Genomic DNA, 13,401 nt, shown 5'->3' with positions numbered 1-13,401 from the left:
CTCCGCAGTCACCGTCGAGCCGGACACGTAACGCGACACGCGATCGTCGCTGACAGCGTGTCATTACCTCAGGTCATAGCATCAATGCTATGGGTGGAACGATGAGTGACCGCATCGACTGGAACGATCTACGTGACCGCCGGATGGCCGAGCCTGGCGTCGCCGAGGCGTACGAGGCGACCCAGATCGCGTTCGAGTTGGGTCAGGAGGTGCGGCATCTGCGGGAGGCCGGTGGTTGGAGCCAGAGCCAGTTGGCCCGCGCCGCCGGGATGACGCAGTCGGCTGTAGCGCGTTTCGAGGCTGGTGGGACGGTCCCCACGCTGCCTGTCCTGGAACGGCTGGCCCGTGCCCTGGACATGCGGCTGGATGTCAGGTTCACCCCGAACGCCGACGCCGCCTGAATGGCTCGGCATCGACCCGGTCAGGCGGCGATGGTGCGGGCTGCCGCGTACAGGTCGGCGGGTAGCGGGGTCGCCAGCTCCCACACGATCCGCATCGGCCGTTCCCCGCTGTGCTTCTGGTAGGTCATCGGGCCGGCGTACAGGTAGGCCGGTGCGCCGAGATCCCGGTCCGGCACCCGGGTCTCCCGGATGAACAGGTGCACCGTCGAACCCCGCGCCGCGTGGTGGACGTAGCGCTGGCCGGTCGCCGACCCCGCCGAGGTGGTGCTCTGCGACTCCCACTGGAACAGTCGGTCGGTGATGGCCCGGTCGGCGTACATGGTGGTGGGGGAGTAGTGCTGTTCCGACTTGACCACCGTGACGAAGAACAGGTCCGCCTGCTCGGCTGGCAGCCACTTCACGCCTTCCCGCAGCGACCCGGGGTTGGGCATGCCAAAGGCAGCGCACGCCTCGTTGCGGCTGTACCGGGCGTGCACGCGCAGCACGCCGACCGGCGTGGTGACCCGGTGGATGCCGTCGCGCAGCACCTCGGCGAGCTGACGCAGTTCGGCGCAGCGTGCCGGCTCCGCCCACAGCCGCTTGAGTCGTTCCTCCTGGGCGGATAGCGGCACCTGCGGCCCCCACAGGTCGAAGTGCAACATGTTCCATAGCCGCCCGTCCGGTGGTGGGTCACCGGCGGCGACCCGGGCCAGCAGGTCGAGCCGGTCGATGTCGTCCAGGTGCAGCATCCGGCCGATCGCACGGCCCAACTCCCGGTCGGCCGGGCCGGGTGCGGAGGTGTCCAGGCCGGCGAGCCGCCGCAGCCCGGCCCACCCGCCGACCGACGCCGACCGGTAGACGTCGGCCACCTCAAGCCCGGTCTCCCGCAGGAACTCGGCGAGGCTGACGTCACCGAGCTGCCGCAGCTCGGCCACCAGACCCTTCTTGGACGTGGGCAGGGCCGTGCGCAGGTTGTCGAGCACGATCTCCTTGGCGACCCGGTCGAGCTGCACGTGGCAGCCGCTGGGCAGCGACGGAAAATCCTGCTCGACGGCGGCTCTGACGGCCCGGCGGCTGACCCCGGTCAGCGCCCGCCAGCGCAGATCGAACCGGAAGTTGGCGTGCTGCGCGCCGATGAAGTCGAGCACGGTCAGGCACGGCTTGTCGTCGTCGAGGCGCAGCCCACGGCCGAGCTGCTGGAGGAAGATCGTGGCGCTCTCGGTGGGCCGCAGCATCAGGATCGTGTCGACCATCGGCAGGTCGACACCCTCGTTGAACAGGTCGACCGTGAACAGCACCCGCAGCTTCCCGGCCTTGAACTCCCGCAGCAGCCCGTCGCGGGCCGCGCGGTCGGCCCGCGAGGTCACCGCCGCCGACGGTACGCCGTGCCGGGTGAACCAGTCGGCCATGAACTCGGCGTGCCCGATGCCCACGCAGAACCCGAGCGCCCGCATCCGACCGGCGTCCACGGTGTCCCGCACGGCCCGGAGGATGATCCGTGCCCGCGCGTCGTCACCGGTGTAGACGCCGTCGAGGTCCGCCAGGTCGTAGCCCTGGCCGCGCCGCCACCGCAGGTGCGACAGATCAGTGTCGTCGTGTACCCCGAAATACTGGAACGGTGCGAGCAGTTGCCGCTCCAACGCCTCCCACAGGTGCAGCTCCACGGCCGCGCGTCCGTCGAACCACCGCCGCACGTCGCCGCCGTCGGCCCGGTCGGGCGTCGCCGTAAGCCCCAGCAGTACGCGCGGCGCGAGCCGTTCCAACAACCGGGCGTACGTCGGCGCTTCCGCGTGGTGGAACTCGTCGACGATCACCATGTCGTACGCCTGCGGGTCGATCTCCCGCCGGTGCAGCGACTGGATGGAGGCGAAGACGTGCGTCCAGCTCGTCGGCACCTGGCCGCCCACCAGCGTCTCGCCGAAGCTGCCGTCCCCCATGACCTGCCGGAACGTCGACAGGCTCTGCCGCAGGATCTGCTCCTGATGCGCGACGAACAGCAGCGAGTCGACCTGCCCGGCGCGGTGCAGCCGCCGGTAGTCCAGGGCGGCGACGACCGTCTTGCCGGTGCCGGTCGCCATCACCACCAGGTTGCGGTGCCGGCCGTGCACCTGCCGCTCCGCGTCCAGGTCCGCCAGGATCTCCGCCTGGTACGGGTACGGCCGCACGTCCAGGTTGGCGATCTGCGTCGGCGAGTCCTCGCGCCGTTCCCCACTGAGGGCGCGGCGCAGCCGCTCGGCGTCCCGCCCGGCGTCGTACGTCTCGAACGCCGGATCGTTCCAGTAGTCCTCGAAGGTGGCGGTGAACGTGTCGATGACGTGCGGCTGCTCGACGTTCGAGATCCGGACGTTCCACTCCACCCCGTCGACCAGCGCCGCCTTCGACAGGTTGCTCGACCCGACGTATGCGGTGGTCAGGCCGTTATGGCGGCGGAACAGCCAGGCCTTGGCGTGCAGCCGGGTGGTACGCGTCTCGTAGGAGACCTTGACGTCGGCCCCGAGTTCGGCGAGCCGGTCGAGGGCGCGTTGGTCGGTCGCGCCCAGGTAGGTGGTGGTGATGACGCGTAGCTTGCCGCCGCGCTGGATCAGCTCACGGATGGCGGGTTCGACGATGCGCAGGCCGTGCCACTTGATGAACGCGCAGAGCAGATCGACGCGCTGCGCCGACGCCATCTCGTGAGTGACCACGTGGCCGATGCGGGGCTGGTGCCTGCCGTTGACCAGCAGCGCGCCGGTGGAGAGCGGGGTGGTGGGGCGCTGGGGGAAGGTCGGCTGCGCCGGGGGTGTGGGTGGGGCGGCGATGGCGTGCAGCAGGTTGCGGGCGTCGGCGATCTGGTCGTGCTGGTCGGTCGCGGCGGGGCTGAGGGTGGCGATGGCCTCGGCGATCCGGTTGGTCAGGTCGATCTGGTGACGGAGCTTGTCATCGCCGTTCGGGACGGCTTGCAGGGCACGGCTGATCAGGGCGGCGAGGTGCCGGGTGAGGGGGTGGTGGGAGTCGGCGGCGTCCAGGGGGTGCTGCTGGACGTGGGCCGGGTCGAGGTGGCGGAGCCGGGTGGCGAACTGGTGGGTGATCAGATGCTCGTAGGTGCCCGCCGCAAGCCCGTCCATGACGGTGGAGGTTAGCGCGGCCACGCGCGATGCGCGGTCATGCCGGTACCACTGGCGGAGGGTCGACGCAGGCGTTCCAGGAGAGGACCGGAAATGACGGCAGAGCGGAACCTTGCCGATGCCGGAACAACTCCGCACTCTGCACGCCGCCCTCGAACCCCGCGCGGAGCACGGCGTGGTCCACGGCGAACTCTGCGCTGAACACACGCTCGTCGGGCCGGACGGGGAGCTGGTCATCATCGACATCGAGGGTCTGATGTACACCGACGTCGAAGTCGAGCACTGCTGGATGCGGATGCGCTTCGGCCCGCACTACGAGGCGCTCCGCAACCCGAATCTCGACCCGCAGCGTGTCAAGTACTACCAGTACGTCATGCACCTGGACTTGGTCGGCGGCCCACTTCGGATCGCCGAGGGGGACTTCCCGGACCGGCAGTGGATGCGCGACGTCGCGGACTTCCACCTCCAGTGGGCGCTCGCCTACGAAACGTGAGTACACCGGCGATTCTGCCAGCACCATCCCGAGGCCGCCCTCAACCCCGGCGACATTCGCATTTGCCCTGCTCGATGCGGCATGGAAATTGCGGTGGGCCAACCCTCAGGAATCCCCGACGACAGGGGCAGCTTTACTGCGCCCTGTCGGCGAGCAGCCACCGCCGAACGGGGATCTCCGGCAGCACCCGCTCGCTTTCCGGACTGACCCGCCTGCTGACGTCCCAACCGCGAGCAATGCTTGAAACCTGTGGATGACCTTGGGGGGACGTGCCTTCCGATGGCCGATGGAGGTTACCGGCAAGGCCCGCGCGCCAACGAGGGTCGGGACGGTACCTCCGTGCTCACCGTAGTCAACTCGGATGACCCCCACGCCAGCGACCGGGTCGGTCCCGCCGGCGGCGGGCGGGCGAATCCATCACCATCACTGCCGTTGTATGATCGGAGATTCCTAATCCACAAGTCTGGACGATGGCTCCCGTCGATGAGTCTGCTCATTCGGCAGGTGCGTTTGCGTCGGTGAAGAAAGTGCGATCCAGTCTGGCCGGCTCGACCGCGACTGTGCCACACTGCTGGCACTGGGTTGGTCCCGTTACGGGACTCAGCCGTGGCCTGCGACGAGGGAGGCGATCCGGTGTGCGGTGCCGGCTCCCGACCGTTGAAGAGCCGCGCCCCAGCCAGATGTCGCGCGGTCGGCCACCTCGCGCCCACCCCGCACCGACGATCCCGGTGCCGCCGGGGGTGCCCGCGTTGGGCGATGTCGACGCACAGCCCGGACTGAACCGGCAGCGGAGGCGTGGGGACCTGACGCCGCCACCACAGTTCCACGCACTCATGGGAGACGATGATGAACGACCCGCAGGACCAAGGACGATCCGTCCGCCGGCGCACGGTTCTCGGCGGGGGGCTCGCCGCTCTGGGGGCCGTGGCCCTGCCGGGCGGGATCGCGTCGGGCGCGTCCGGCGCGGCACCCGAAGTCGCGGCCGCGTGGGTGGACCCGCCCAACGGTTACCCCGAGTGGAACAACAACATCGGGATCTTCGAGGTCAACTCGGAGCTGCCGCACGCGACCTCCATGCCGTACGCCGACCTCCAGCAGGCGCTGGACGCCGACCGCACCACGTCGCCGTACCGGCTCGACCTCACCGGGACGTGGCGCTTCAAGCACGTCGCCAAGCCCGCCGACCGTGACCTGAACTTCTACCGCACCGACGTCGACGACACCGCCTGGCCGACCATCCCGGTGCCCGCCAACTGGCAGCAGCACGGCTATGACTTCCCGATCTACACCAACTTCACCTACCCCTGGTCGGGCGCCAACGGGCAGAACGAGAACCCCCAGCCGCCGTTCGCGCCGACGCGGTTCAACCCGGTCGGCCAGTACCGCCGGCGGTTCGACCTCCCGGCCGCCTGGCAGGGGCGGCGGGTACACCTGCACTTCGAGGGCGTCAAGTCCGGGTTCTACCTGTGGGTCAACGGAACCAAGGTCGGGTACCGCGAGGGCTCGTACACGCCGGCCGAGTTCGACGTCACCGACTACGTCCGGGCCGGCTCCAACCTGGTCGCGGTCGAGGTCTACCGGTTCCCGGACGGGGACTGGATGGAGGACCAGGACATGATCCGGCTGTCCGGGATCTTCCGGCCGGTCTTCCTGTACTCGGTGCCCGCGGTGCACCTGCGCGACTTCACGCTCACCACCCCGCTGCGGGACAACTACACCAACGCCGACCTGGCGGTGAAGGTCGCGGTGCGCAACCGCGGCGCGCAGCAGTCAGGGACGTACTCGGTGGAGGTCCAGCTCTACGACGCCAACCGGCAGGCCGTCTGGCCGTCGCCCCTGCGGGTACCGGTGAACGTGGGCGCGGTGCCGGTCGGGCAGGACGCGACGGCGCAGGGCTCCCAGGCCGTCCAGGGCCCGAAGCTCTGGTCGGCCGAGCACCCGAACCTCTACACCGCGGTGCTGCAACTGCGCGACCCGTCCGGCGCGGTCACCCAGACCGCGTCGGCACGGGTCGGCTTCCGCGAGTTCACGCTCTCGGGCGGCCTGATGCGGATCAACGGTCAGCCTGTGTCGTTGCGCGGTACCAACCGGCACGAGACGAACCCCGACCGTGGGCAGGCGTTGACCCGCGAGGACATGGTCGCCGACATCAAGCTGATGAAGCGGCTCAACATCAACGCCGTCCGGACCTCGCACTACCCCAACAACGCGGTGTGGTACGACCTCGCCGACGAGTACGGCATCTACGTCATGGACGAGGCCAACCTGGAGACCCACGGCGTGCGGGACAACTACCCCGACTCCAACTCCGCCTGGACCGCGGCCGTCGTGGACCGGGCCGTCCAGATGGTGCACCGCGACAAGAACCACCCGTCGGTCGTCATCTGGTCGCTCGGCAACGAGGCGGGCGGCGGCAGCAACTTCGTGGCGATGCGCAACGCGATCCGCTCGGCCGACCCGACCCGGATCATCCAGTACGAGGGCGACAACCGGCGCGAGGTCAGTGACATCCGGTCCCGGATGTACGAGAGCCCGTCCGCGGTCGAGGGCCGCGCCAGGGACACCTCCGACACCCGCCCGTACGTGATGATCGAGTACTCGCACGCGATGGGCAACTCCAACGGCAACTTCAAGGAGTACTGGGACATCATCCGGCGCTATCCGGTCCTGCAAGGCGGGTACATCTGGGACTTCGTCGACCAGAGCCTGCGCCGGCCGATTCCGTCGGGCGGCGGGACCTACCTCGCGTACGGCGGCGACTGGGGCGACAACCCCAACGACGGCAACTTCTGTGCCAACGGCATCGTCAACGCGGACCGGCGGCCGGCCGGCAAGGCGGCCGAGGTCAAGCGGGTCTACCAGGCGATCACCGTCTCGGCGGGCGCGGACGTCACCAGCGGGGTCGTCAAGATCACCAACGAGAACCTGTTCACCAACGTCAACGAGTTCACCGGCCGGTGGGCGCTGGTCGCCGACGGCAAGGTCGTCCAAAGCGGAACGCTCACCACCGCGCAGCTCGACATCGCGCCGTTGACGAGCAAGACCGTGCAGCTGCCCGTGCAGCGGCCGACCGCCCCGGCACCGGGGGAGGAGCACTTCCTCGAACTGTCGTTCACCCTTACGACTGCCACGGCCTGGGCCGATGCGGGGTACGAGGTGGCGCGGCAACAGCTCCCGGTGAACTTCTCCAGCCCGCCCATCGTGCCGACGCCGGTGGCGGACGTGCCGGCGTTGACGGTCACCGAGGCCAGTGACCGCGTCACCGTCGCGGGCACGGACTTCACCGTCGTCTTCGCCAAGGCGACCGGCACGATCAGCTCGTTCGACGCGATGGGTGTGCGGCTGGTCAACTCCGGCCCGGTGCCGAACTTCTGGCGCGGGCCCACGGACAACGACCGGGGCAACGGCCAGCCCAGCCGCAACGGCACCTGGCGGCGGGCCGGCCTGGACCGGAGGGTAACCGGGTTCTCCGTCAGCAAGCCGTCGGACCGCGCCGTCCGGATCGCGGTCACCGGCACCCTGCCGACCAGCACCACGTCGACGTACACCACGACGTACACGGTGTACGGCAACGGGGAGATCAAGGTGGACAACACCCTGCACCCCGGGGCGACCAGCCTGCCGTACATCCCGGAGGTGGGCACGATCCTGTTCCTGCCCGCCGACCTGGAGCAGGTGCGCTACTACGGCCGCGGGCCGGAGGAGAACCACTGGGACCGCAACAGCGGGTCCGACGTCGGTGTGTACTCCTCGACCGTCTCGGGGCAGTGGACCGGTTACATCCGGCCGCAGGAGAACGGCAACAAGACCGACGTGCGGTGGGTAGCACTGGTCAACGGCAGCGGCCGTGGCCTGCTCGCGTTCGGCGAACCGCTGCTGGAGGTGAACGCGTCGCACTACACCCCGGAGGACCTGTCGACCGGTGCCCGGCACGACTACCAGTTGACGCGGCGGTCGGAGGTCGTGCTGCGGCTCAACCACCGCCAGATGGGTGTCGGCGGCAACGACAGCTGGGGCGCGCAGACCCTGGACCAGTACAAGCTGTTCGCCAACCGGGACTACTCCTACACCTACCGGCTGCGGCCCCTGCCGGACGTCGGCCAGGCCCTGGCGCTGTCCCGGCGACCGGTGGAGACGGCGGGCAGCGGCAGCGGTCCGCAGACCGGCGTGTACTACCGGCTGGTGGCCCAGCACAGCGGCAAGGCCGTGGACATCAACGGCGCGTCCACCGCGGCCGGCGCGCTGCTGATCCAGTGGTCGGTGTCCAGCGGGCTCAACCAGCAGTTCGACTTCGTCGACTCGGGTAGCGGCTACTACCGGATTCGGGCGCGGCACAGCGGCCTGGTGTTGCAGGTCGCGAGTTCGAGCACCGGCGCCGACATCAGCCAGCAACCCGATTCCAACGCCGCGAGCCAGCAGTGGCGCGTGGTGGACCAGGGCGGCGGCACGGTGAGCCTGGTCAACCGCCAGAGCGGCCTGGCGATGGACGTGTTCAGCGCGTCGACCGCCGACGGTGCCCGCATCTCGCAATGGACCCCGGGCGGCGGTGCCAACCAGCGCTTCGCCCTCCAGCGCGTGTGAGCCGGTAGTCCGGATGCGGACCGATCTGGCGCAGGTACCTCGGTACCTGCGCCAGATCGGTCCCCGTCGACCCGCCATCCTGTTCCGAACAATCGCTCAACCCGCGTCGTCAGGTGAGGGCTTGAAGCCCTTGGCGATCAGCCACACGCCCGGTGAGAGCTCCCACAGTGCGATCGGAAGTGCGCGAGCCTCGACTGCGCGGAGGTTCGTCCCCAGACGTCGAACAGCACGGCGGTGAAGGAGGCGACGAGCAGGAGCGCTCCGATGAATCCGAGCAGCGGGAGAACTCGTCTGACCAGGCGCGATCGGTCGCAGTTGTCGGCGGCGACCTCAGCCAGGCGCGCTTCGACGTACAGTCGCTTTCGTTCGCGCTCGTTCGCGACGGCGGTACGCTGCGCGGCGTTCAGCGCGCGTTCGGCATCTCGGCGGAGCTGCTGGTGATGCCGATGTGCGGCGGCTTGAGCCTGCTTCTGGGCGCGCACCTGTCGCGCATGCGCCCGCTGCATCTCCTTGAGGATGCCCACGTCAGTCCTATGTGTAGCGAGGGATGGCGGAGCGGCCACCATGGCCAGCATGCGACTGATCGGGACAGCCTGGGCGATTGCAGGTGCTGGCCCTCGGTAATCGGATGAGAGGTTTCTCCCGATTGGGCGGTCGTCCATGTCGGATCTTCGACAGGGGCCTGGGCCGGTGTGACGGTCGTGGTGCTTTCTGTAGGTCGCCGGGAGTCGGGTGCGGAACCGCTCGTCTTCCGGGCGTGACAGGGCTGTCGGGTGCATGACAGCGTCGTCTGGTCAGGGGACGGACGTCCGCTGAGCGACGAGAAGGGTCCGCCGGGCCGGCCATCCGCCGGTCTGCCCTGATCAGGGAGGACTGGTCCGTCTGGCTGGGCGGCTGGCCGTTTCGTCGCCGGCCCGGGTGGCGATTGGCGGAGCGGGTCGAGTGCGTGCCGACCGAAAGGCCGAATAGTGCCGCCCCCTTTGTCGGGCGGCCTTCGGGTAGTGTCCGAGGCTCCTCGTCGGGTGCGGTGGATTGACGATCGGTTCATCGAATCCGGATCGAGGTGCGGTCGACGGCCGCACGGCGATTTGCCGAACCCTCAACGGGTCTCTATCTTCGTCGGGTGGCAGGCGTCCGTGTCTGTTGTTTCAGGTGGGGCGACGTCTTTCCAGCGATTACTGCACAGTGGACTCCGCAGATCCATGCATCACGTAGAGGTGCAGTGTCTGCCCCGGCTTGCGGGCCGGTCGTACCCTTCGTGGGGTAACGGGTCGGACCTCTCCGAGGGTGGTTCCAGGGGAGCGGAGATGGCTTCATCGAAGTCCTGACGTAGGTAGGAGTCGAACGGGGATCAGGGGTGGGGGTCGCGTCGAACTGGCAGTCTTCGCACTTCGGTTCGGCAGACTGATCGTTTTCCGACTGACGGCGGACATGCCTTGACGGAGATCCTGGAATCCAATTTCCCATAATCGACGACGCCACTCGCCCGAGTGGTGATCGTTGCCGGTCCGTGCGCCGAATCGGCGACGACGGGCGGATTGAACGGCCGGGGGCCGATACCGCATCGGCCACGGATGTACGACGACGAACATCAGTAGGAGGATCAGCATGGGTGTCAGCCTCAGCAAGGGCGGCAACGTCTCCCTCACCAAGCAGGCGCCGGGCCTGACCGCGGTGGTGGTGGGACTGGGTTGGGACGCACGGACGACCAGCGGTGCGGCCTTCGACCTGGACGCGAGCGCGCTGCTGCTCGACAGCTCGGGCAAGATCCTTTCCGACGCGCACTTCGTGTTCTTCAACAACCTGGTCAGCCCGGACGGCTCGGTGGAACACACCGGCGACAACCTGACCGGCGACGGGGACGGCGACGACGAGTCGATCAAGGTGAACCTGGCCGGCGTGCCGGCGGAGGTGGACCGGATCGTGGTCACCGTGTCGATCTACGAGGCGGAGTCCCGCGGCCAGTCCTTCGGGCAGGTGCGCAACGCCTACATCCGTGTGGTCAACGAGGCCGGCGGTGCCGAGCTGACCCGGTACGACCTGACCGAGGACGCGTCCACCGAGACCGCGATGATCTTCGGCGAGCTCTACCGGCACGGCGCCGACTGGAAGTTCCGGGCGGTCGGCCAGGGCTACGTGTCGGGCCTGGCCGGGATCGCTCGCGACTTCGGCGTCAACATCGGCTGACGACCGTACCGACCTGGGGTGGGTGGCCCGCCGGCCAGGAGGCCGAGCCCCGCCGAGCCGGGGTCGCCCGCTCCCTCCCCGCCGGTCCGCCCGGCCACCCATCCCGGCCCGGCCACCCACCCCGGTCCGACAGAAGGAAGAGACGTGCTGCTGAGAACCTTCGGGGGTTCGATCGCCCTCACCGCCGTCGCCCTCACGGCGGCCCTGCTGTACGCCGGGCCTGGCGGCCTGGCCATCGCCGCGATCCTGGTGGTCCTGGAACTCTCCCTGTCGTTCGACAACGCCGTCGTCAACGCGACAGTGCTGCAACGGATGAGCCCGTTCTGGCAACGGCTCTTCCTGACGCTCGGTGTCGCGATCGCGGTCTTCGGCATGCGGCTGCTGTTCCCGCTGGCCGTGGTCGGCATCACCGCCCAGTTGTCCCCCGTCGAGGCGGTCACCCTCGCCCTGGAGAAGGGCGACCCGGACGTCCCCGGGACCTACGGGCACCTGATGCGTGACGCCCACCCGGCGATCGCCGCGTTCGGCGGGGTCTTCCTGCTGATGCTGTTCCTCGACTTCGTCTTCGAGGACCGTGAGATCACCTGGCTGTCGTGGCTGGAACGACCCCTGGCGCGGATCGGGAAGCTCGACCAACTGTCGGTCGTGGTCGCCATGATCACCGTCGCGGTGGCCGGGTACACCCTCGCCCCGGCGGGCAAGACCGCCACGGTGCTGGTCTCCGGCATCCTGGGCATGGTCACCTACCTGTTGGTCAACGGGCTCGGCGAGCTGTTCGAGGCCGACGAGGACGCGGACGAGGTGCAGAGCCTCCCCGGCATCCACGGTGGCGCGGAGCGGATCGGGCGGGTCACCAACCGGAGCGGTGCCAGCCAGCTCGCCGTCAAGACCGGCAAGGCCGCGTTCTTCTCCTTCCTCTACCTGGAACTGCTCGACGCGTCGTTCAGCTTCGACGGCGTCATCGGCGCCTTCGCCATCACCTCCGACCCGATCGTGATGGCCATCGGCCTGGGCAGCGGCGCGCTCTTCGTCCGGTCGCTGACCGTCTACCTGGTACGTCAGGGCACCCTGAGCGAGTACGTCTTTCTGGAGCACGGTGCCCAGTGGGCCATCGGCGCGCTGGCGGTCCTGCTGCTCTTCACGATCAGGGTGGAGATCCCCGAGGTCGTCACCGGCCTGATCGGCGTGGGTCTCATCTCGGCGGCCCTGGTCTCCTCGATCGTGCGCAACCGCCGTAACGCCGCCACGGGGGACGTCGAGGCGCGCGAGCTCACCCCGGTCTGACGCTCGCCCACCAGCAGCCACACCCACCCCCGAGAGGGAGCAGTGTCCATGCCTATCGACTACACCAGGCGGCCCAAGGGGCCCGCCACGCCCCCGCCGGGGCCGGTGTCCCTGTCCAAGGTGACCCTGACCAAGGCGGCCCCTGCGGTCTCGCTGACCAAACAGGGGGCCACCACCGGCGTCCTGCGCGTCAACCTGAACTGGAACACCGGCCCGACGCGCGGCGGCATGTTCGGCCGGCGCGCCGCCTCCTCCATCGACCTGGACCTCGGTTGCCTGTACGAGTTCGTCGACGGGTCCAAGGGGGTCGTCCAGGCGCTTGGCAACACCTTCCAGGCAGGGCTTCCCGGCTTCGGGGAGCCGGTGATCTGGCTGGACGGCGACGACCGGTCGGGTAACCAGTCCGGTGGGGAGAACCTCTTCATCGACCTGCGCCACGCGGCGCGGATCCGCCGCATCCTGGTCTTCGCGCTGATCTACGAGGGGGTGCCGAACTGGGCTGCCGCCGACGGCGTGGTGACCCTGTTCCCGGTCAGCGGGCCGCAGGTCGAGGTGCGTCTGGACGAGTCACGGCCCGGGGCACGGATCTGCGCCATCGCGATGATCGAGTCGGTCGGTGGTGACCTGTCGGTCCGCCGCGAGGGGCGTTACATCGACGGTGGCCAGCAGAGTCTGGACCGCGCGTACGGCTGGAACATGACGTGGACCTCGGCGCGCAAGTGAACTCCCGCAGGAACCACAGAGAGCTGGCTGTGAACACGACGAAGCACGGAGGACGATCATGGCGGTAAGTTTGTCCAAGGGCCAGCGGGTATCCCTGGTCAAGGCCGGTGGTGAGACGCTGACCCGGGTCCTGATGGGTCTGGGGTGGGACGCCGCACCGAAGCGGGGCCTGTTCGGCACGCGGCGGCAGACGATCGACCTCGATGCGTCCTGCCTGCTGTTCGACGTCAACGGTGCCCTGGTGGACCAGGTGTGGTTCCGGCAGCTGCGCAGCCGCGACGGCTCGATCCAGCACACCGGAGACAACCTCACCGGCGACGGCGAGGGTGACGACGAGTCGATCCGGGTGGACCTGTCCCGCGTTCCCGCGCAGGTCAGTGCGCTGGTATTCACCGTCAACTCGTTCACCGGCCAGGACTTCTCCCAGATCGAGAACGCGTTCTGCCGGTTGGTCGACGAGACGACCGGCCGGGAGGTGGCCCGGTACGACCTGACCGGCTCCGGTCGGCACACCGCCCAGATCATGGCCAAGGTGGTCCGCGACGGGCAGGGGTGGTCGATGGCGGCGATCGGTGCCGCCGCCTCCGGTCGTACGTTCCGTGATCTTCTTCCGGCGGTCACCGCACACCTGTGACCGGTCCCTCCGACG

At 69.0% G+C, this 13,401-nt stretch carries 9 protein-coding genes; 7 read left to right on the top strand and 2 right to left on the bottom strand.

Features of this window, described 5'->3' with window-relative positions; translation table 11 throughout:
- Window positions 1-101: 101 nt before the first annotated feature.
- Window positions 102-401 carry a helix-turn-helix domain-containing protein gene (locus tag OHQ87_RS19305; protein WP_328339754.1) on the top strand — a complete coding sequence of 100 codons (300 nt, stop codon included), beginning with the start codon at window positions 102-104 and terminating at the stop codon, window positions 399-401.
- A 20-nt stretch (window positions 402-421) separates the two neighbouring features.
- On the opposite strand, the gene OHQ87_RS19300 is transcribed toward OHQ87_RS19305, so the two are convergent.
- The gene (locus tag OHQ87_RS19300; RefSeq protein ID WP_328339752.1) at window positions 422-3,484 is read right to left on the bottom strand and encodes a DUF3427 domain-containing protein; all 3,063 of its coding nucleotides are present in this window, start codon (window positions 3,482-3,484) and stop codon (window positions 422-424) included.
- Window positions 3,485-3,602: 118 nt separating this feature from the next.
- On the opposite strand from OHQ87_RS19300, the gene OHQ87_RS19295 reads away from it, so the two are divergent.
- Both OHQ87_RS19295 and OHQ87_RS19290 read left to right on the top strand, forming a co-directional pair.
- On the top strand, window positions 3,603-3,977 hold the full coding sequence (locus OHQ87_RS19295; protein ID WP_328339750.1) for a hypothetical protein: 375 nt from the start codon (window positions 3,603-3,605) through the stop codon (window positions 3,975-3,977).
- Window positions 3,978-4,823: 846 nt separating this feature from the next.
- Window positions 4,824-8,558: a glycoside hydrolase family 2 TIM barrel-domain containing protein gene (locus OHQ87_RS19290; protein ID WP_328339748.1), complete on the top strand. Its 3,735-nt coding sequence runs from the start codon at window positions 4,824-4,826 to the stop codon at window positions 8,556-8,558.
- A gap of 137 nt (window positions 8,559-8,695) precedes the next feature.
- Here the strand turns inward: OHQ87_RS19290 and OHQ87_RS19285 are convergent, their stop codons facing one another.
- Window positions 8,696-9,082, bottom strand: a complete 387-nt coding sequence (locus OHQ87_RS19285) for a hypothetical protein (RefSeq protein ID WP_328339747.1) — start codon at window positions 9,080-9,082, stop codon at window positions 8,696-8,698.
- A gap of 1,084 nt (window positions 9,083-10,166) precedes the next feature.
- Here OHQ87_RS19285 and OHQ87_RS19280 point away from each other — a divergent pair.
- The 4 genes from OHQ87_RS19280 to OHQ87_RS19265 all read left to right on the top strand — a co-directional run bounded on the left by OHQ87_RS19280 (window position 10,167) and on the right by OHQ87_RS19265 (window position 13,386).
- Window positions 10,167-10,745, top strand: coding sequence for a TerD family protein (locus tag OHQ87_RS19280; protein ID WP_328339744.1), 579 nt, complete (start codon window positions 10,167-10,169; stop codon window positions 10,743-10,745).
- A 144-nt stretch (window positions 10,746-10,889) separates the two neighbouring features.
- Complete coding sequence (locus tag OHQ87_RS19275; RefSeq protein WP_328339742.1) at window positions 10,890-12,029, top strand: DUF475 domain-containing protein; 1,140 nt, start codon at window positions 10,890-10,892, stop codon at window positions 12,027-12,029.
- 48 nt (window positions 12,030-12,077) lie between these two features.
- Entirely contained in the window at window positions 12,078-12,752 is a 675-nt protein-coding gene (locus OHQ87_RS19270) for a TerD family protein (RefSeq protein WP_328339740.1), read from the top strand.
- 58 nt (window positions 12,753-12,810) lie between these two features.
- Window positions 12,811-13,386, top strand: a complete 576-nt coding sequence (locus OHQ87_RS19265; RefSeq protein ID WP_328339738.1) for a TerD family protein — start codon at window positions 12,811-12,813, stop codon at window positions 13,384-13,386.
- Window positions 13,387-13,401: the final 15 nt, after the last annotated feature.

The organism is Micromonospora sp. NBC_00421 (assembly GCF_036017915.1).
GTDB lineage: Bacteria > Actinomycetota > Actinomycetes > Mycobacteriales > Micromonosporaceae > Micromonospora.
This window is presented reverse-complemented; position numbering and strand designations above follow the sequence as displayed.

Coding starts and splice junctions, on each gene's coding strand:
- OHQ87_RS19280 (WP_328339744.1), top strand. CDS start 10,167: ATGGGTGTCAGCCTCAGCAAGGGCGGCAACGTCTCCCTCACCAAGCAG.
- OHQ87_RS19300 (WP_328339752.1), bottom strand. CDS start 3,484: ATGGACGGGCTTGCGGCGGGCACCTACGAGCATCTGATCACCCACCAG.
- OHQ87_RS19265 (WP_328339738.1), top strand. CDS start 12,811: ATGGCGGTAAGTTTGTCCAAGGGCCAGCGGGTATCCCTGGTCAAGGCC.
- OHQ87_RS19295 (WP_328339750.1), top strand. CDS start 3,603: ATGCCGGAACAACTCCGCACTCTGCACGCCGCCCTCGAACCCCGCGCG.
- OHQ87_RS19305 (WP_328339754.1), top strand. CDS start 102: ATGAGTGACCGCATCGACTGGAACGATCTACGTGACCGCCGGATGGCC.
- OHQ87_RS19290 (WP_328339748.1), top strand. CDS start 4,824: ATGAACGACCCGCAGGACCAAGGACGATCCGTCCGCCGGCGCACGGTT.
- OHQ87_RS19270 (WP_328339740.1), top strand. CDS start 12,078: ATGCCTATCGACTACACCAGGCGGCCCAAGGGGCCCGCCACGCCCCCG.